Origin of the sequence: Paenibacillus profundus, assembly GCF_021369635.1 — a bacterium.
Classification (GTDB): Bacteria; Bacillota; Bacilli; order Paenibacillales; family Paenibacillaceae; genus Paenibacillus_B; species Paenibacillus_B profundus.
In genome coordinates, this window is sequence record NZ_JAJNBZ010000024.1 from 1 (window position 1) to 19,531 (window position 19,531).

At 47.1% G+C, this 19,531-nt stretch carries 22 protein-coding genes; 18 read left to right on the forward strand and 4 right to left on the reverse strand.

Annotation, left to right across the window (positions count from 1 at the left end):
• Positions 1-637: transposase (locus tag LQV63_RS22295; RefSeq protein ID WP_233698364.1), on the reverse strand; the 637-nt coding region annotated here is incomplete at its 3' end.
• Between the two features lie 137 nt (positions 638-774).
• Here LQV63_RS22295 and LQV63_RS22300 point away from each other — a divergent pair.
• Positions 775-972 carry a hypothetical protein gene (locus LQV63_RS22300; RefSeq protein ID WP_233698365.1) on the forward strand — a complete coding sequence of 66 codons (198 nt, stop codon included), beginning with the start codon at positions 775-777 and terminating at the stop codon, positions 970-972.
• 569 nt (positions 973-1,541) lie between these two features.
• Positions 1,542-2,168: a D-alanyl-D-alanine carboxypeptidase family protein gene (locus LQV63_RS22305; RefSeq protein WP_019420419.1), complete on the forward strand. Its 627-nt coding sequence runs from the start codon at positions 1,542-1,544 to the stop codon at positions 2,166-2,168.
• 312 nt (positions 2,169-2,480) lie between these two features.
• Here the strand turns inward: LQV63_RS22305 and LQV63_RS22310 are convergent, their stop codons facing one another.
• Positions 2,481-2,858: a YxeA family protein gene (locus LQV63_RS22310; RefSeq protein ID WP_233698366.1), complete on the reverse strand. Its 378-nt coding sequence runs from the start codon at positions 2,856-2,858 to the stop codon at positions 2,481-2,483.
• A gap of 335 nt (positions 2,859-3,193) precedes the next feature.
• On the opposite strand from LQV63_RS22310, the gene LQV63_RS22315 reads away from it, so the two are divergent.
• Positions 3,194-3,397, forward strand: a complete 204-nt coding sequence (locus tag LQV63_RS22315) for a hypothetical protein (protein WP_019423854.1) — start codon at positions 3,194-3,196, stop codon at positions 3,395-3,397.
• A 149-nt stretch (positions 3,398-3,546) separates the two neighbouring features.
• On the opposite strand, the gene lexA is transcribed toward LQV63_RS22315, so the two are convergent.
• Positions 3,547-4,176: a transcriptional repressor LexA gene (gene lexA / locus LQV63_RS22320; protein WP_019423855.1), complete on the reverse strand. Its 630-nt coding sequence runs from the start codon at positions 4,174-4,176 to the stop codon at positions 3,547-3,549.
• A 252-nt stretch (positions 4,177-4,428) separates the two neighbouring features.
• Here lexA and LQV63_RS22325 point away from each other — a divergent pair, with 252 nt between their 5' ends.
• The 5 genes from LQV63_RS22325 (at position 4,429) to LQV63_RS22345 (ending at position 7,485) form a co-directional block, all read left to right on the forward strand.
• Positions 4,429-4,803, forward strand: coding sequence for a LysM peptidoglycan-binding domain-containing protein (locus LQV63_RS22325; RefSeq protein WP_233698367.1), 375 nt, complete (start codon positions 4,429-4,431; stop codon positions 4,801-4,803).
• A 285-nt stretch (positions 4,804-5,088) separates the two neighbouring features.
• A complete protein-coding gene (locus LQV63_RS22330; RefSeq protein ID WP_019423857.1) occupies positions 5,089-5,307 on the forward strand; it encodes a DUF896 domain-containing protein in 219 nt (72 codons plus the stop codon).
• A 139-nt stretch (positions 5,308-5,446) separates the two neighbouring features.
• Positions 5,447-5,980 carry a hypothetical protein gene (locus LQV63_RS22335; RefSeq protein ID WP_019423858.1) on the forward strand — a complete coding sequence of 178 codons (534 nt, stop codon included), beginning with the start codon at positions 5,447-5,449 and terminating at the stop codon, positions 5,978-5,980.
• 53 nt (positions 5,981-6,033) lie between these two features.
• A complete protein-coding gene (locus tag LQV63_RS22340; protein ID WP_019423859.1) occupies positions 6,034-6,840 on the forward strand; it encodes an HAD family hydrolase in 807 nt (268 codons plus the stop codon).
• A gap of 204 nt (positions 6,841-7,044) precedes the next feature.
• Positions 7,045-7,485: a FixH family protein gene (locus tag LQV63_RS22345; RefSeq protein WP_019423860.1), complete on the forward strand. Its 441-nt coding sequence runs from the start codon at positions 7,045-7,047 to the stop codon at positions 7,483-7,485.
• Positions 7,486-7,645: 160 nt separating this feature from the next.
• Here the strand turns inward: LQV63_RS22345 and LQV63_RS22350 are convergent, their stop codons facing one another.
• On the reverse strand, positions 7,646-8,188 hold the full coding sequence (locus LQV63_RS22350; RefSeq protein WP_019423861.1) for a cupin domain-containing protein: 543 nt from the start codon (positions 8,186-8,188) through the stop codon (positions 7,646-7,648).
• Between the two features lie 163 nt (positions 8,189-8,351).
• On the opposite strand from LQV63_RS22350, the gene metH reads away from it, so the two are divergent.
• From metH to LQV63_RS22400, 10 genes are all read left to right on the forward strand, one after another.
• On the forward strand, positions 8,352-11,789 hold the full coding sequence (gene metH / locus LQV63_RS22355; protein ID WP_019423862.1) for a methionine synthase: 3,438 nt from the start codon (positions 8,352-8,354) through the stop codon (positions 11,787-11,789).
• Between the two features lie 161 nt (positions 11,790-11,950).
• Positions 11,951-12,871 (forward strand): ribonuclease Z, encoded by a 921-nt coding sequence (rnz, locus tag LQV63_RS22360; RefSeq protein ID WP_019423863.1) that lies wholly within the window; start codon positions 11,951-11,953, stop codon positions 12,869-12,871.
• 99 nt (positions 12,872-12,970) lie between these two features.
• Positions 12,971-13,966 carry a metal-dependent hydrolase gene (locus LQV63_RS22365; RefSeq protein ID WP_233698368.1) on the forward strand — a complete coding sequence of 332 codons (996 nt, stop codon included), beginning with the start codon at positions 12,971-12,973 and terminating at the stop codon, positions 13,964-13,966.
• A 282-nt stretch (positions 13,967-14,248) separates the two neighbouring features.
• The gene (locus tag LQV63_RS22370) at positions 14,249-15,334 is read left to right on the forward strand and encodes a Gfo/Idh/MocA family protein (protein ID WP_019423865.1); all 1,086 of its coding nucleotides are present in this window, start codon (positions 14,249-14,251) and stop codon (positions 15,332-15,334) included.
• A gap of 36 nt (positions 15,335-15,370) precedes the next feature.
• A complete protein-coding gene (locus LQV63_RS22375; protein WP_019423866.1) occupies positions 15,371-16,207 on the forward strand; it encodes an HAD-IIA family hydrolase in 837 nt (278 codons plus the stop codon).
• A 43-nt stretch (positions 16,208-16,250) separates the two neighbouring features.
• A complete protein-coding gene (locus LQV63_RS22380) occupies positions 16,251-17,117 on the forward strand; it encodes an Fpg/Nei family DNA glycosylase (RefSeq protein ID WP_233698369.1) in 867 nt (288 codons plus the stop codon).
• The gene (locus LQV63_RS22385) at positions 17,107-18,027 is read left to right on the forward strand and encodes a deoxyribonuclease IV (protein WP_233698370.1); all 921 of its coding nucleotides are present in this window, start codon (positions 17,107-17,109) and stop codon (positions 18,025-18,027) included. Before LQV63_RS22380 ends, LQV63_RS22385 begins: the two co-directional genes overlap by 11 nt.
• Positions 18,028-18,030: 3 nt before the next feature.
• Positions 18,031-18,372: a cyclic-phosphate processing receiver domain-containing protein gene (locus tag LQV63_RS22390; protein ID WP_233698371.1), complete on the forward strand. Its 342-nt coding sequence runs from the start codon at positions 18,031-18,033 to the stop codon at positions 18,370-18,372.
• A complete protein-coding gene (locus LQV63_RS22395; protein WP_233698372.1) occupies positions 18,369-18,722 on the forward strand; it encodes a thioredoxin family protein in 354 nt (117 codons plus the stop codon). The genes LQV63_RS22390 and LQV63_RS22395 overlap by 4 nt, the downstream gene beginning before the upstream one ends.
• Complete coding sequence (locus tag LQV63_RS22400) at positions 18,715-19,491, forward strand: ABC transporter ATP-binding protein (RefSeq protein ID WP_233698373.1); 777 nt, start codon at positions 18,715-18,717, stop codon at positions 19,489-19,491. The genes LQV63_RS22395 and LQV63_RS22400 overlap by 8 nt, the downstream gene beginning before the upstream one ends.
• Positions 19,492-19,531: the final 40 nt, after the last annotated feature.

Below are 19,531 nucleotides of genomic sequence, written 5' to 3' on the forward strand. Positions count from 1 at the left end.
GTTTTTCGAAATGAACATTGTCGCGAAGCCGAACGACAAAGGATTGCCCGTCTTGCTTGTAACGATCCAATCGTTCCAGTTTGCCGTAAGCACGGTCCATGACCATAATAAAGTCTGGGTTCTCCAACGTTTCGCATACGGGCCCATCGTGTCTTGCGCCAATCGTTTCCGTGACGCCAAGTGGCTGTCCGTTTTGCGCCCGCAAAGCAACATGCAGTTTAACCGCAGCCCGTTCTCCGTGGTAGGGAGCCCATGGCAAACGGCTTTTCCCAACCGTCATGGTCGTCGAGTCAATCAGCAGCAGTTCCTTGGGAAAAGCCAACTTCCGTCTCGTTTCCCGATTACATTTTCGGACAAGGAGTTGAAACAGCTCTTTAAATACAAACGGCACATCGGCTGCTTTGCCGGAAAAACAGGAATAATGAACAGGAGACAAGCCACTACAGGCAGCATGATCCGCGCCGAAACGATACCCCGACCATTCTTCACTGGCTGCGGCAACCCAATATTGAAGCAAATGATAGACTGTGAATTTTCGCGCCTTATCGACATAGCCAACCGCCTCGACGATAGATTCGACTTCCTGGGACGTTAGAACAGTTTGAAGAATTGGGAGAATCGTGTTAGACTTTTTCATGGAGTCGTCACCTTCCGGTCGTTTGTAGGGGTACAAACATTTTACCGGGTTGACGGCTCTTTTTCTACCATTTGATGGTTAATCAACAGGCTTGGATTAATCTATTACTTTATAAAACCGGAGAAGGAAATTACGATTTGGGTATTATGATTCGTTACCAAGACGGGAAAGAAACCACCAAACTATATGCAGCTGAAGACGGCAAAGTCCGTTATATTCCAAATTTATATATCCCTGCGGGTGCTACACTCTTTTTTGTAATCGAAGCGAAAGTTTTCTCTGATCCATCTGATGTATATAGTATTTATCTTGTAGATCCTTCGTTAGAAAAATGAGTTTATGATAATTAGCGATGGTTTTATAGGCACCTGCGGGTGCTTTTTTTGTTTTGCTAGCAATGAGATAAACGCATGGAAATCTCCTCCGAGCTCTAAACAGTGACCAGGGAGGAGGGTCAATGCGTTAATTTGGTGTCGGAATCTTGTACCGGATTTGCACCAGCCGCGAGTGGGAACATGCTGAAAGCAAGTAAAGAGATAAGCAATAGTTTTCTTATTTTCATAAAAAACCTCCTTGAATAAGGTAATTATAATATAAAGTGTATTGAAAATCGCGCAAATAGATTCCTGTTTTCTGAAAAGGTTGAAAACAGTGCTTGAGGTGATTACAGGGCAGTTAGAATAAACTAGGAGCTTAGCTTATCGTATAGATTTCAGGTTGTGAAAATGTATAGTGTACGAAGCCATACACGCAAATAATCATTGCTAGAAGAGAAGAGCCGTAGGGAGTCACGGCTCTATTTCATTTTCAAATATATTAATTTTTTGAAAACTATATCAAAAATAGAGATTATTTGGTATGTTTGGATTAGGCAAAAAATAACAATATTTTAGGAGGTATTAATATGAAGCTATTTAAAATTGCTGTTATGCTGATTCTTACTTTATCACTTGTTGTGCCTGCAACAGCATTTGGAGCGTCATCTACTTACAGTGGTGTAAGCGGGAAGAGATGGGTTCAAGAATTTCCTAATTCTGCAAGCGTCAGTGATTTGAGCAGTGAATTCAAACCTAAAGTTGAGAAGTTCATTAAAGCGATGAAGGATGCCAATATTACGGTTACAGTGACTTCTACGTTAAGACCAAAAGAACGAGCATATCTTATGCATTATTCATACAAAATTAGCAAAGGGCAAATCAGTCCTAAAGATGTTCCTTCAATGAGCGGCGTCAATATTCAATGGGTACATCCAAATGATGATAGCAAATATACTAAATCCAAAAACGCTGCTGCTGAAATGGTTGCCGCATACAGCATTGTGGCCGCCCCTGCACTTGATTCGGATCATATTCGCGGAAACGCAATTGATATGAACTCCCCGGTTACCAAGAAGACTACTATAAAAAAAGCGGATGGAACATCTATTAGTATTTCGAATTACGATGATCTTGTAAAAGTGGGTGCAACGTACGGGGTGTATCACCTCATGCCGATCTCTAAAGATCCTGTGCATTGGTCTAATAAATCCTAGCAGATTTTTATATCTTACTTTTTAAGTTAAGTACGACAAGCGGAAAAAATGTATTATAACCCTTATTGTGACGGTTTGAAAAACACGATGGCCTAGACTGCAGAAGGTGACTTCTGGTATTCATCAGGAGTCATCTTTTTTTTATAAACGAACGATTATTGGCTCATGCTTTGAAAAAGTGAAATAGAATGGTTTATCATATGTCTTTACTTGTGAACATGGTGTAGTGCGCGAAGTCACTTCCGCAACTAAACAATGTGAGGAGAAAAGAGCCGCAGGCATCCTACGGTTCTTTATTCACACTTTTTTCAATTATCTGATACCAAGTTTATCTTTTACTATTTGAGGTAATTGCTCTTCTTTAACTTCTTCATAAGAAACTACTTCTGGAGAACTATCATCCTTGCTTTTCTTTATATATAGACACAAGAACGCGTTTTCTTTAAGTGGTCCTCCATTCGGTTTAGAACTTATAAAGGTGATATTCTTTTCAGTACCATGTATATCGCAACCTTTTAATGTGTATTCGCGATAATTGTCAATTAATTTGCCAGTGCCTTTAATTTGAACGTAGTATAGGTCCGTATCTGCCTTTTTAGATGTAGATATTATTTCTTCAGTCACCATGCACGCGCTAAGGAGCATAATGAAAAAGACTAATACCACTAATAAACGTAAAGTTCTTTTCACTTTTACTGCCTCCTGCAAATATTGCTGCAATAAAGAAATCTTACACGACCGTTCATATTGTAACCATCAATACATATAACAGTTTTCTTGCAATGTTGCAAGCCAGGTGCTTTTGCTAGTGCAGCCGATCAAAACGCTGCAGCAGAACGTTTGAAGAAAGAAACAGGGTGGCTGGTCTATAAAGTGAATGAAAATAGTCTGAGCCTTAAAACAGGGACCTTTGCTACAAGAGGAGATGCTGAACGAACCCGGGGAGCTGGTTGTTTTTTCTATTGGAGACAGAATAGAATTTCGCATATAATAAGAACAAACGTTCTGAATGGAGGTGAAGTGACATGCTTCTTGAACATTATATTGGTCGAGCAATTGAGATCATTTATGAAGACAGACATGGCGACATCACGAAGCGCCGTATTATCATTCACAAAATCAGTGATGGCACTGTTCATGCGACTTGTTTGCGTTCGAGTGGATGGCGTCCGTTCAAGATGGAGCGTATATTGTCATGGCAGCCGATAGGAGAGGGAAGAACAGCGTAAAAATACGACGCTGAAACTGGAATATGTTTTAAGAAGATCAACAGGCGTGCGAGAAAAGCAGCGTATAAATGGAAATAACAAATTTAGCTTTTGAAAATAAAAACACAGCCGATAATTCACCTATGAGGAGAACCAAAGGCTGTGTTTTGTTAATGGAAATCTCGGAACAAACCAATGACCTTACCCAAAATCGTCACATGCTTCAGACGAATAGGTTCGTATGTCGGGTTCTCGGGTTGAAGACGGACATGGTCTTTCTCGCGATAAAAAGTCTTGACCGTTGCTTCATCGTTTTCCGTCATCGCTACGACGATATCTCCGTTATTAGCAGTCTGCTGCTGGCGAACAATGACATAATCGCCGTTATGTATTCCGGCTTCGATCATACTGTCACCAATGACAGATAACATAAACACGTTCTCGTCGTCCCCAACCATATGTGTAGGTAACGGGAAATAGTCTTCAATATTCTCGGTTGCCGTAATAGGTTCACCCGCCGTTACTTTACCCACTACCGGAATTCTTGCTACAGACTGGGTGAATTCATTCGTACGCTCGGATTGTTCATGGCTAAGCAGTTCAATTGCACGGGGCTTCGTCGGATCGCGACGAATGAAGCCTTTCTTCTCAAGGCGATCCAGATGACCGTGCACTGTAGAACTGGAGGCTAAGCCAACCGCTTCGCCAATCTCGCGAACCGATGGTGGATAACCTTTACCACGAACCTCATTGCGTATAAAATCAAGAATCGCTTGTTGACGACTGGATATTTTAGACAAGGGTATCAACTCCAATGAATACTCTTTTGTCAAAATTATACCATAGAACCTCCGTTCGTACAAACATAAGTTCTAAGGAAAATGCATAAACTCGCGCTTTTTAAGCGTTCTCTTTTATTCGGGCGTGAATAGGAAGGAGAAAAAGACGAATGATATGAGAACTAATGTTCTAAAAATATATTGACTCAAACAAGTGTTCGTGTTAAATTATTTGCGAAAGTAATAGAACAAGTGTTTGGGGAGATGGGATAGATGATGTATACAACTTATCGTTCAATTTATAATGTATCGACTGCTGCCAGCAATGGTAGAGGAAAGCAACGTCGTTCAATACATATACGTCGACTTCGTCTTATCGTCTTTACGATCGCTCTCTTTTTCGTCACATGCGGCAGCATTGTACAAGCGTGGGGGAACGATGATGTGCAGGAGCAGGTAGGAATGGAGAGCGCAGTGGAACGGGTGCTTGTCCAGCCAGGAGATTCCTTATGGGTTATTGCTGCTGCTTACAAACCAGAGCATATGGATATTCGTCAATACATTTATGAAATCATCGTATTGAATGATATAGAAGGACATACGCTGTTGGCGGGAGATGTCATACTTGTGCCTTTGGGGTTAGAATAGGGAATTGTCTTTCTTTCATTGATGTAATCAAATCACATATTAAGTGGTCACTACATATCTGCTCGTAATACGGGGATGTTCATTAGCCATACTGTACAGAGTAATTATAATATGATTCAATAACTCACCATTTATATTAAAGCTTAACGGGAGACTCAATATGGGTCTCTTTCTATGTATTTTTGTATTCTTTCTCCATGGCGATTGTAGTCGATACGCTTGCTTGACAAGCTTGACCTGCCATGTCAAAGTAGAAGATATGCTTAGAAACATGGAGGTACGACAATGAATATCGATCAATTGATCGCACGAATAAACGAGCTTGCCCGCAAGCAGAAAACTGAAGGATTAAACGAGACGGAGTTAGCGGAACGTGCGCGCCTGCGAGAGCAATATTTGTCTTTATTCCGGAAGCAAGTCCGTAACCAGTTGGATACGATTCGCTTTGTTGAAGATGAAGAACAAATGGGCGAAAAGGGCGGGTCCGGCGGGCTTGTTCATTAATGTAAGCGATAGACCAAGTCGGTGTAATTACCGGATTTTGTCCGGAATTGCATCGATTATTATATTGAAATTCAATTAGGCAAGAGCTTATTAGGTACATCAACGTCTTATTGTCGCAATAATAAGGGGGCTAACATTCATGTCTCGCAGTTGGGAACGCAAGGTGCGTCGTAACAGCACACAACTGAACAAGCAGCGTAAGAAGCAAGGGAAATCGATGATGTCGACTAGCACTGTCGCCTTTGAAGAATTTAAAGGCCGCAGCTATATCCTGCCAATGGTGCTCATAGGATTCACTATCATCTACGCCTTTCTTGGCGGAGCAATGACGGATGTCCAGTCGCCGACGTTATATTGGGTAACGGTCTTCTGTTATCTGGGGTTGGGGATTATTCTCTTCCTAAGAAGACCTTTCCTCCGAATCGGCAAGGGTGAGCTGTCGACGATTAAATGGAACCGGATTCGGACGTTGCCGGCTCAAGAGATTACGAAGATTGTGGCACAACCTGGTTATGTTGTTATAGAACATAGCAGAAAGGGCTCCAGCTGGGTCTTTTCACGCACGATGAATCGGTATGATACGGATACGATGGGCAAACGGCTGCAAAGCTTTGCACAGCAGCATCGCATCGAGTTCGTGGAAGAATCGAAATCAACCGGTTCAGTTAAGTAACGATGAGATAAAGAGTTGATATGCATTACGTCAATGTAAGAGAGGGATCCGACATGTCCATTCAAGCTGTACTGTTTGATTTAGATGATACGTTATTATGGGACGAGCGGAGCGTGGAGGAGGCGTTTGCGGCGACATGTCAGTACGCCCAGTCCAAGTCGGGAGCGATTCCAGATCAATTGGAAGCAGAAGTTCGTCAAGCGGCCCGAGATCTGTACGCGTCTTATGAAACGTATTCCTTTACACAAAATATCGGTATCAATCCATTTGAAGCGTTGTGGGGACATTTTACGGGTGGTGAACATCAGGAATTTCGCATGCTGCAACAATTGGCGCCGATGTATCGCCAGTCGGCATGGACCCAAGGCTTAAAAGCAGTCGGTGTTGAAGACGAGGCGCTAGGTGCCGAATTGGCTAAGCAATTCATGAAAGAGCGTAGAGCCAGATCTTATGTCTATGAAGAGACATATGAGGTGCTTCGCAAATTGAAGACGCGCTATCCGCTGCTTTTGCTTACGAACGGGTCCCCCGATCTGCAGCAAGAAAAGTTGGATGGTGTACCAGACATTATTCCGTTCTTCGATCACCTTGTCATTTCTGGTAACTATCCAGAAGGGAAGCCGGCAATTAGCTTGTTTCAACATGCGATGTCTCTGTTGGATATTGCGCCAAGCGCAGGGCTCATGGTCGGAGATAAGCTGACGACCGATATAAAAGGAGCATACAATGTCGGCATGCACCATGCCTGGCTCAACCGCAAAGGGGTGAAGCTCACCGGCGACATCCATCCTGAATATGAAATTTCTCATTTGTCGGAGTTGTTTGCCGTTATCGATGAGATCGATTCGAAGAAGCACTAATACTCATTTTACGCACATGAAGTCTGCGAAGATCGCAGGCTTTTTTATTTAATTTAACGTATTCTCTTGTAAAATGTGACAAATGTCACTGAATCGCCACACAAACTGACCTGAATTAGCCCTATCGAGTCATCACGATATGGGTAATGTTGTCTATAATGATACAAGACAAGTTGGAAATGGACTGAAGGAGTGAATGTATTAATGTGGAAAAAAGCAGTTCTCGCATTGAGTTTCGCTGCTTTGCTTATGGCAGGGTGCGGCAATGGCGGGGGTCATGATCAGCATACTGATCAACCGGGTGATGCGATGCACGGTGATCATGGCGGCAGCAACGCCGACGGCACGATTCCTGATCTGATTAAAGTGGAGTTGAAAGTTCCTGATGAGGTTAAGGCTAAGGAATCGATTATCATTTCTGCACGTGTGACGCAGAGCGATAAGGCGGTGGATGATGCGGATAAGGTCGAGTTTGAATACTGGATGGAAGGCGAAGAGCATGAAAGAGCTGAAGGGACGTTAAAGGAAGATGGCACTTATCAAATGGAGCATACGTTCGAGAAGCCAGGTACCTATAATGTCATCTCACATGTGACGGCGCGTGATATGCACTCGATGCCGAAGAAGACATTCGAGGTGAAATAGCTGCTGCTGCAATGATTCACGCGGACAATTATATTTACATATATGTAACGCTGACTGTCTTATGAAGGCAGGCTGAATTGTTGTCTGTTATACAAAAAGCGGTCCACCTAATCAAGGAGGACCGCTTTTTTTGCCTAGAATAACAAGCTGGATAAGTTCATTACGCTTTCTGAAATGCGTTATCCTCGAACGGATGGGCAATCCAGCCTTCGGTCTCAATAAATAAACGTACTGCGACGATTTGCCGGTTCTCCATGAGCGTAAAGTAATGCGGCTTACTTTCGGGAACAGAAATGACATCGCCTGCCTCAAGTATTACGTCCATGTAGCCTATATCATCGCTGCCTTTAATGATGAATATGCCGTTGCCGGCTGTGATGGCACGTACTTCGTCCTCAGTATGCGTATGAAGCTGTTCAAACTTCTTCAACAGCTCCTCAATGTTGGGCGTAGCATCAGATAGAGAAATCAAATCCCAGGTCTGATAACCTCTGCGCGCGGCCAAGTCGCGGATTTCTTCTTCATACGTACGCAAAATGACTTGCTTCTCTTCATCGGTCAACACAAATTTCTCGCGAAGTGCTTCGTCTAATTTGTTATGATCCCAATGCTCGTATAATACGCCTTGAACGGTCAAAAAAGAGCGAACGTTCTCTTCACCAGTGATCAATTCATTCGTGTTTCGGATTCGAATCTGTGCCATGCCAATCCCTCGTTTCCCTGCCGATATTTATTATTTCGTATTATATTACAGAGGAAATGAATGGGCAAGAAACAATTTACAATGGAGGACATGCGATCCTTTCCTAATTGGTCCACATCTGTTAAACTAGGTTCTAACATTTAGATAGAGGGTGGGCAGAGGGATGAGGAAACCAACTTTACAAGAACGACTTCAAGAACGAATTCTCATTTTAGATGGTGCCATGGGGACGATGATCCAGCAGGCTGACTTAACTCCGGATGATTTCGGGGGCGAGCATTTGGATGGTTGCAATGAAATGCTCGTGTTGACTCGTCCTGATGTTATTTCACGAATACACGAACAATACCTCGAAGCAGGCGCTGATATTTTGGAGACCAACACGTTCGGAGCGACTAGTGTCGTATTAGCCGAATATGATCTTCAAGACCGAGCTCGTGAGTTGAACGTGGCAGCAGCGAAGCTCGCGGTGGAAGCTGCGGCCAGATACAGCACGCCGGAATGGCCACGCTATGTAGCGGGCGCGATGGGACCTACGACCAAGACATTGTCGGTGACAGGCGGAATCACGTTCGATATGTTGATTGACAGCTATTATGAAGAGGCTGTGGCACTCATTGAAACGGGTGTGGATGCGTTACTATTAGAAACTTCTCAAGATACGCTCAATGTGAAAGCAGGTTCTATTGCGATTCAACGGGCCTTTGAAGCGACGGGCAAGACTTTGCCGCTAATGATTTCCGGCACGATTGAACCGATGGGGACGACGCTCGCAGGTCAGAACATTGAATCATTTTATATTTCATTGGAGCATCTGAAGCCAATTTCGATCGGTCTGAACTGTGCGACAGGTCCGGAGTTCATGCGCGACCATTTACGTACGTTAGCATCAATTGCCAAGTCTGCCGTGAGCTGTTACCCGAACGCGGGTCTGCCGGACGAGAATGGACTCTACCATGAGTCGCCGGATTCGCTGGCACGGAAGATTGCCTCGTTTGCCGAGCAGGGCTGGCTGAACATTGCGGGCGGATGCTGCGGTACGACACCAGAACATATTCGAGCGCTGTCTGAGGCGTTAAGCCAATATCAGCCTCGTACGAACTATGGTGAGCATCCCCCGGCCGTATCCGGTATCGATACCGTCTATATTGAAAATGAAGGCCGTCCATATATGGTCGGTGAACGGACGAACGTTCTCGGTTCACGCAAGTTCAAACGATTGATCGCTGAAGGTAAGATTGAAGAGGCGGCGGAAATCGCCCGAGCCCAAGTGAAGAGCGGCGCGCACGTCATTGACGTCTGTGTGCAAGACCCTGATCGGGATGAAGCTGTCGATATGGAGATCTTCTTGCAAGAAGTTGTGAAGAAGGTGAAAGTACCGCTCGTCATTGATACGACCGACTCGAAAGTGCTTGAGCTCGCGTTGAAGCATACGCAAGGCAAAGCGATTATTAACTCCGTTAACTTAGAGGATGGGTTAGATAAATTCGAGCAGGTAGTCCCGCTCGTACATCTATATGGCGCTGCTCTTGTCGTTGGAACGATCGATGAACGAGGCCAAGCGATTACACGTGAGGACAAGTTAGAAGTAGCAAAGCGATCTTATCATATATTGGTAGATGACTTCGGGATACAGCCTGAAGATATTATTTTCGACCCGTTGGTATTCCCTGTAGGTACCGGTGACGAGCAATATATCGGTTCTGCGAAAGAAACGATTGAGGGAATTCGGATCATAAAACAAGCGCTGCCGCGCTGTCAAACGGTACTAGGTGTCAGCAATGTATCGTTCGGACTGCCGGAAGCTGGCCGTGAAGTGCTGAACTCCGTCTTCTTGTACGAATGTACGAGAGCGGGACTAGATTATGCTATCGTGAACACAGAGAAGGTTGAACGATACGCCTCTATACCGGACCATGAACGTAAGCTTGCAGAAGCACTCTTATATGAGACGAATGATGACACGTTAGCTGCCTTTGTAGCGGCATTCCGGAACCGCAAGGTGGAGAAGAAAGAGAAGACCAACAATTTGCCGCTTGAAGAGCGTCTCGCTTCATACGTGGTAGAAGGGACGAAGGAAGGACTTATTCCCGACTTAACCGAGGCGTTAACTAAATATAGTTCACTCCAAATCATTAACGGTCCGCTGATGAAGGGAATGGAAGAAGTCGGCCGGTTGTTCAACAATAATGAACTTATCGTTGCCGAGGTGCTGCAAAGTGCGGAAGTGATGAAAGCGTCGGTCTCCTTCCTTGAGCCGTACATGGAGAAGAACGAGTCCGCTGTCAAAGGAAAGATATTGCTGGCGACAGTCAAGGGCGATGTGCATGATATCGGGAAAAACCTTGTGGAAATTATTCTTGCGAACAATGGTTATCATATCGTCAATTTGGGCATCAAAGTACCGCCGGAACAATTGATTGAAGCATACCGCAAGGAGAAGCCGGACGCGATTGGACTGTCAGGTCTGCTCGTAAAATCAGCTCAACAGATGGTCATCACGGCCCAGGATTTGCGCAATGCCGGTATCGACGTCCCGATTATGGTCGGAGGAGCTGCGCTTACGCGCAAGTTTACCAAAAATCGCATCAGTCCGGAATATGACGGCCTTGTGCTGTATGCGAAGGATGCGATGGAAGGTCTTGACTTGGCGAACAAGCTAATGGACGTTAGTGAACGACAGCGGCTCGTCAGCGAATTGCGTGCGCACAAGGAACGGCTTGCGCGTGAAGAGGAGGAGCACACGAAGCTGCCTAAGCTGACGCGTGCGGTTCGATCCGCAATCAAGGAAGCGCCCGTATATCTCCCGCCGGATCTGGAACGGCACGTACTGCGGAATATTCCGATTCCGCAAGTCGTTCCATATGTGAACATGCAGATGCTGCTCGGGCATCACCTTGGTCTGAAAGGATCGGTGGAGCAGCGGCTGCGGGAACAAGATCCGAAGACTGTGGAGCTAAAGGAAACAGTCGATCAAATATTGGTTGAAGGGGCTCAGGATGGTGTACTGCAAGCGAATGCGATGTATCGCTTTTTCCCGGCACAATCCGAAGGGGACTCGATCCATGTTTACAATCCGGAAAATAATAATGAGGTTCTGCATACCTTTACATTCCCGAGACAACAGGTGGAACCGTATTTGTGCTTAGCCGACTTCCTGCGAACCAAAGATAGCGGTATGATGGACTATGTCGGATTCCTCGTTGTCACCGCGGGCAAAAACGTGCGTGAGCGTGCGGAGGAATGGAAGGAGCAAGGTCAGTATTTGCGCCTGCACGCGCTGCAAGCTGTTGCCTTGGAACTTGCTGAAGGGCTCGCGGAACGCATTCACCACATGATGCGCGAAGTGTGGGGCATTCCAGACCCAGAAGAGATGACGATGAAGGAACGATTCGGAGCAAGATACCAAGGGGTACGTGTTTCCTTCGGTTATCCGGCCTGTCCGAATCTGGAGGATCAAGAACCGCTTTTCCGCTTGATGCAGCCAGAGGACATCGGTGTGCAGTTGACGGAAGGCTGTATGATGGAACCGGAAGCATCGGTAACCGCAATGGTGTTCGCCCATCCTCAGGGGCAATATTTTAACGTGGATAAAGCATAATATATATAGATTCGTTGAAAGCTCCGCATCACCAACAGAAATGGTGGTGCGGAGGCTTTTTTCATCAATGATATTTCGAGGTTAAAGAAATAATGACAAAGCTACAGTATTAATGTAGTTTAATATTAATGGAGATTATAGATTAGGAAGTGTAATGAGACATGGATATCTATTTCTTGGGAACAGGGGCCGGCATGCCGACGACGCGCCGGAATGTCAGTAGTATGGCGTTGCGCCTCTATGAAGAGCGAGGTTCGTTCTGGATGTTCGATTGTGGAGAAGGAACGCAGCATCAAGTTCTCCGCAGTCCTCTTAAGCTGGGCAAATGTGAATTCATTTTCATTACCCATTTGCATGGCGACCATCTATTCGGCCTGCCTGGATTGTTGTCAAGCCGGGCTTATCAGGGCGGAGTCACTCCTCTGACTGTATTCGGTCCGAAAGGGTTAAAGAAGTTCATACATACCACATTCGCCGTAAGCGCAACACAGTTGCCTTATGAATTGCGCATTCAAGAAATTGAACCGGGTGTAATTTGGTCGGATGATCAATTCACGGTCACCGCACTTCCGCTTGAGCACCGGGTCCTGTCCTTTGGTTATCGTGTGCAAGAGAAAGATCGACCAGGAAAGCTTAAGTTCGAACTGCTGCAGCAGAAAGGAATTCCACCGGGGCCGATGTACGGCAAGCTGAAGCGAGGAGAGGATATCGAGCTGCCGAACGGAGAGCTTGTCTTCGCGGCTTCGGTAGTAGGTGCGCCGATTCCTGGACGCTCTGTCGCGATATTGGGTGATACCCGTCCATGCGACAATGCCGTCCGGCTGGCACGCAATGTGGATTTGTTCGTTCATGAGGCTACATTTCTGGAGGATAAGAAGGATAATGCCCATGATTTCGGCCACAGTACAGCAAAGCAGGCGGCAACCGCCGCCAAGAACGCTCATGCGAAGAAGCTTGCACTGACTCACTTCAGTTCGCGTTACAAAGAAGACGAAGTGATGGAGCAATTGCTTGCCGAAGCGAAGGAAGTGTTTCCAAATACGGTGTTAGCTGATGAACATACGGTCATTACAACAACTTAATATATATCCGACTTTCTGATAACGATTGTGAGGTACCCTCTTCTTAGTCCAAATAAGTCACCGATTCTGGAAGACCAGAGGAGACGAGGAGGAGAAGAAATGGATACCGCAAGTCACTTATTGTTCGGAGTCACGTTGGCTGGCGCCGCATGCTTGCATCCTCAAATAGCGGAGCATCCGCAGCTGTTCGGTGCAGTTCTGGCTGCGACACTTATCGGTTCACATGCGCCGGACTTTGACACCGTTACAAGGCTGCGGAGCTATGCAGCATATTTACGGCATCATCGAGGCTTGACGCATGCTGTTCCCGCTTGGTTCATATGGCCGCTTGTCATTGCGCTTCCGTTGTCATCCCTATTTCACGTATGGGAATCTTGGCCGATAGTCGCTCTGTGGACATTCATCGCGGTGATGTTCCACGTTGGTTTAGACTGGTTAAACGCGTATGGCGTTCAAGCCGCTCTTCCCTTCACGTCCAAGTGGCTGCATAAAGATGTGCTCTGTCTGTTCGATCCCGTTCTGTTTGGTATTCATATGGCTGTGTTGAGCAGTTGGTTGTGGCTTGATAGGCAAGGAGCTTCATCGCTGTTTGCAGCTGCTTACGCTTTAACCTTCCTTTATATATTATGGCGTTGGGGGACGTGTTCTAGGGTGCTGCAGCAGCTCCGAATGCAATTCCCAGGTGCGCTGCATCATCAACTGATTCCCGATCTTAGCCTATGCCGATGGCAATATGTAGTGGAGACGGAAGATTGTTATTCGACCGGATGGGTAATCCAAGCTTCTCCTTTATCCATGTGCACACCGCTTCGTTTTGATTTTCATGCCCGATACGAGAAATCGTTCTCTCTGAATCCAATCATTGAGCGCACTCTGGCAACGGACGGAGTGAGAGCTTTTCACGGATTTGCCGAACGCGTCGTGGTGCATGCTCAGCAGTGGAAGGACGGATATAAGGTCGTGTGGAATGATGTTCGCTTCTGGCATCGGCGTGGATTGCCGTTTGGTGTGGAAGTCGAACTCGATGAGCAGTTGAATGTCGTGAAGACGAAGTTGGGATGGAGTAAGAAAGGATGGGAGCCGCCTTACGTGTAGGGAATACAGCGGAAACGGAGCAATCCGTTTCTTTTTGTTTCCCCAAAATAGTTTCCCGGGAAAGCGCAGGACTTGACAAAACATACGTTGTCCGACGTGGAATGGTGCGCAGAACCTTCATTTCGACGACAACTGTCGTCGCACGGCGTCGAAACAAGAAATCGACTTATGATAACAAGTGTTGCAAGCACGGAAACGGTTCTTTACAATGGATCAAAGTTAAGCATTTCCCAAAAATGCGTCTACATAAATGTGAAGGGAAAAAGAAAGGTGGAGCCTTTTATGAATACACTTGGATTTTCCGTTGTCGGATTCGGTACGATAGCGAAGACGCATATGGTTGCATTGCGGACGATGCCGATTATCAAATCGTTGCCTGTAACGCCAGTGCTGGCATCTCTTGTCACTCGAAGACCGGAGCAAGTCGGAGCGCAAGCCGCGCAGATCGGATTTACACATGTGACTTCTTCCTTGGAAGAAGCGTTGCAGCAAGCGGGCACGGATGTGGTGAGCATCTGCACGCCGAACGCGCTGCATGCCGAACAGGTCCGGATGGCGATGAAGCATAACAAGGCGATCTATTGCGAGAAGCCAGTAACGGAGAGCGCACAGGCTACGGGAGCGTTATTGGAAGAAGTGCCGCCGCAATATCCGCAGCAGCTTGCGTTTGTATACCGCTATCATCCGGCAGTGCTGCGCATTCGCGCCTGGCTGCAAGAAGGCATTATCGGGGATGTGCTGCAGTGTAAGATGGCGTATATGCGTTCGGGATATTTAAATGAAAATAGACCATACAGCTGGCGGTTAAGCGATACATTGTCTGGAGGAGGGGCCATTACCGATATCGGCGTGCATGCACTCGATTTAGTTCGTCTTTGGTTCGGCGAGTTCGCTCATATTGATGGCCGCACAGAGACGTTCATTCCGAGCCGTCTGAAAACTGCAGGTTCGGAAGAACGGGTGGACGTTCACGTCGATGATTGGGCGGTAATGAACTTCCGGATGGAAGAGGGCGTGCGCGGTCTTGTGGAAGTGTCACGAATCGCTTATGGTGCCGATGCGTTCCGAATCGATATCGTTGGTACGAAAGGCAGCATCACCTGTGACTTGGAACGCGATAAAAAGCCGACACTCCATCTATTAAACGGCAGCATGCAAGCGACGCCGGAACCGGACAGCCTATATTTGCTGCCAGACGAGAAGGCGACGATGGGTATTTTTCAAGATTGTCATTTCGGTGCGCTGCATCACTTTATTTTGCGCCTATCCGGTGATGAACGGTGGTCGGATCTAGCACCGACGCTTGCGGATGGATATGCAGTTGAGCGTTGGGTTGATTATGTTATCGAGTCTTCTCCAGCTAAGTAAGTCAACCATGGGCAAGAAAGGAAAGTGAAGTCATTTATGAACAGTCGTAATCATCACCGTATTTGTGCATTTATCGATTTGGACGGGACAATGTATCACGGTTCCACGAAGGTGGAGGGCGCGGATCGATTGATTGCCACGCTGCAGGAACTGCAAGTTCCTTATCTGTTCGTGACGAATAACTCTTCTCGCACGCCGGAAGATGTGGCTAAGCTGCTGCAAGGGTTTGGAATACCTGCAAATCCTCAAGATGTACTCACGTCTGCTCAAGCTGCTGCATCGTATATTCAGATGAAACATTCGGATAAACTTGTATTTATGGTAGGAGAGCAAGGCTTGCAGCAAGCATTAACCGAAGCGGGAATTCGATGGACCGATGATGTAAATGAAGTGTGGGAGCAATGTATCGGTGTCGTCGTGCAAGGAATAGACCACCAGTTCTCATACGCTAAGCTCGAAGCCGCATCTTGCGCTATCCGCAAGGGTGCAGTTTCGATTTTAACCAATCCTGACGTAATGCTGCCATCCGACAGGGGATTCTCCCCCGGAGCCGGCACGATCGGTGCTGCCGTGCAGGCAGCTTCAGGCGTTGAACCGATTATTATCGGCAAGCCGAGCGAGTTAATTATGAAAGTGGCGTTGGAGCGAATGCAATGTGAGGCGGCCGATGCCATTGTCGTTGGTGATAATATGATGACGGATATGTTGGCAGGAGTGAATGCTGGCTGCCGCACAGCGCTTGTCTTTACTGGATTAACGACGCCATCCAATCTGGACGAATATAAAGAACGATCCGGTGTAATTCCGGATGTTGTCTGTCACGACATGGAGGAAATGCGTCAATGGTTTATAGACGCAGTGAACCAACAATAATTCACGACATATATCATCATGTGAACAGGAAGGAAGATGCTCGATGCCGGAAATTCCGGAAATCGAAGGGTACCGCAAGCAACTGGAGCAGCATGTGGTTGGACAGCGTATACGCGATCTGCACGTACAGCGGGATTCTTGGTTAAATACAGCGCTTGAAGCTATGAAGGACGGTGTGATCGGCCGTCAAATCCTGTACGTTGAACGTAGAGGAACGGATTTGATTTTTCATTTGGATGATGGTCGGCGTTTGCTGCTTCGCACAGCTCAAGGAAGTCATTTGCACATGGAGCAACGTTTCGATGAAGCGCAGCCAGACGTGCGAACGACAGCAGATGGCATCCATAAGGAGCAGTTGTCGCTTACGACCGATAATGCCATCGTGACGATTCATAGTGCGCGTACAGGGCAATTTCTGTGGCTTACTGCTAAAGAGCTGGACGAACAGCAAAAAGAACAAGGCCCTGACCCGCTATCACGTCATTTGACGCCAGAGCGATTCAAGAAGCTCTTTGCGAAGCGCCGTTCCGCATTGAAAACGGCTTTAATGAACCCGAATATTATCGTCGGCATCGACAGCCGTTTTGCCGATGATATTGCTTTTGCGGCACGGTTGCGTCCATCCATCCGTATGGATCTACTTCAGGATGATGATTGGGATCGCTTGTACCACGCTATGGTAAATGTGCTGCAAGGAGCGATTGAACAGGGTGAAAATGGAACGGCGAACGTACAGTGCCTAACTGCCGACACTCAAAACGCTGGGGAAGAACTGGATAAATCGATTCACGGCAAGGCGGGGGAACCTTGTCCGTGCTGCGGCACATTGATACAGGAAATGCTGATTCAGCGTCGGCCTGCCTATTATTGTCCGCAGTGCCAACCGGAAATTCCTCCGAATGAGCAATAACAGAATCAGCAGCGATACCGTCGATCTGTGCTATGGTTGTCACCTGTCATTGCGGGGAGGATATGCACAGGCGTCTAAGCAGGCGATTCAATTACAGGAACAAGCAGGGCTGGGCTGTTATCAATATTTCAGCAAAAATCCACGCAGCTTATCCGTGAAAGCTGGATTTGAATCCGATGCATTGTCCGCCCGAGACTATGGAGAAATGTACAATATCCGCTCTGTAGCACACACGCCGTATCCGACCAATCTGGCCGTTGATGCCGATGAGTCGCCCGAGCTGTTTCAGGCCACGGTACAATCGCTGTTAAATGATCTCATGATTGCGGAAGCTTGCGGATCTGTAGGGGCCGTGGTCCACTTCGGAGCTTACAAAGGCAGCCGTGTTGCTGCGGACAAGGCTGTGCTGCGGGGTTACGAAAATATTATCCGCACGCTGAATACCGTGTTGAACGTCTGGTCCGGTCAAGCGCTGCTCCTCATCGAGAACCAGGCGGGCAATCATGGAGGCATGGGAGCTACATTGGAAGAGCTTGTGCAAATTCGCAAGCTCAGCAGCCGCCCATCAACTGTCGGCTTCTGCTTTGACACTTGCCATGCGTATGCAAGCGGCTTATGGAATCCGTCAGAGACGAAAGCGCTGCTCTCTCAAGGGAATGCTCTCGACTACTGGCCACACGTTCACGCTGTTCATTTGAATGATGCAAGAGATGGCTACGCTTCGCGTAAAGATAGGCATGCCAATGTGGGTCAAGGCTGCATTGGTATGGAAGCGTTCGATCAGCTGTTGTCTACAGATGAGATGCAAGGAAAAATGTTTATTTTAGAGACGCCCGGCGACGGGAACGGCCGACACGACTTGGAGTGGGAAGCGCTGCGTCATGGATTGGGACGGAGGGAGAAAAGGTAAACGATGATACATGTTTATTTGGACGATTGGCGGCGCTGTCCGGACGGATTTGTGCTTGCCCGTAATATGGAGGAATGTCTTCTTCTATTAGAGCATGAGGAAGTCGGCATTTTATCATTGGATCATGATTTGGGTATGGGCGAGCCGACCGGGACGGAGCTTGTCCGTGAGATAGTACGGCGTGGATTATATCCGAAGCAAGAAATCTATTTGCACACGTCGAGCGCGATCGGAAGACAGCGAATGTACCAAATGCTGTATGAGAATAAACCGGAACAAGTTGCGCTTGCCAATGGGCCGATGACCCCTGATGTTCTTGCACGTGTGAAACGAGACAAGCAATGATTACGTTATCTGCGGCGGAGTGTCGACAACTGCTATGGGATGATAGGGGCAAGCATCCTAATGAGCTGTGGGATGCTTTATATGTGCACAGTCCATTTTGCGGAACGTGCCAACTTGCAGAGCGTATGCTGACTATCGTTGAACAGACCTGTCCGCAATTGACGATTGCCTCCGTGCACATTCAATTTGTCCCAGATCTTGTTCACACATTTCAAATTGAAAGCGTGCCATGCTTATTGATTTGGGAGCGGGAGAACGCGGATGCCAGTAAAGAGCCTAGAAAAATCTATGCTTTTCATTCGGTATCCTATCTTTATGAACAGTTGAGAGGTGGGGAAGCAGATGGTTAATCTCCGTAATATTTGGTTTCAACGCGAGGAACGTGTTATTCTGAATGATGTGAATTGGAACATTGAACAAGGCGAACACTGGGTGCTGCTCGGACGCAACGGTTCGGGCAAAACGACGCTGCTTGAATTGATTACCGCTTACCAGTTTCCTTCCAAAGGGGTGGTTGAGGTGCTTGGACATACATATGGACACTGTGACGTGCGGGAAGTGCGCAAGAAGATCGGGTATATTAGCCAATCCCTTGTTGAGAAATTAACGCTGAGCGACCCGGCGTGGGAAGTTGTCGCTACAGGCGCATATGCATGGCTCCGGTTCTATCAGGAAATACCTGAGGAAGTGAAGGCGAAAGCTCATGCGCTGCTGGAGGAGCTTCACATCGGCCATCTAGCCGATCAACCGCTTGGCATATGCTCGCAAGGAGAGCGGAAGAAGATTTTGCTGGCACGGGCTCTAATGGGAGAGCCTGAATTGCTCATTATGGATGAACCTTGCTCAGGGCTCGATCTGTATGAAAGGGAAAAGCTGCTGCAGGATTTGCGGGTGTTGACTGGACGCGATCTGAGCGTCATTTACGTCACGCATCATTTAGAGGAAATCGTGCCGTTATTTACGCACGTCGCTCTGCTGCATGAGGGGCGGATGGTCGCTTCGGGACGCAAGCATGACGTGCTGACACCGGAATTGCTCGCGGCAACCTTCGATTTGCCGGTGCAAGTCGATTGGGTGGACGATCGTCCGTGGATTCGAGTTCATCATGAGCACGCATAGAGCATGAAATTATACAAGAATTCGAACTAACGTTGGAGGT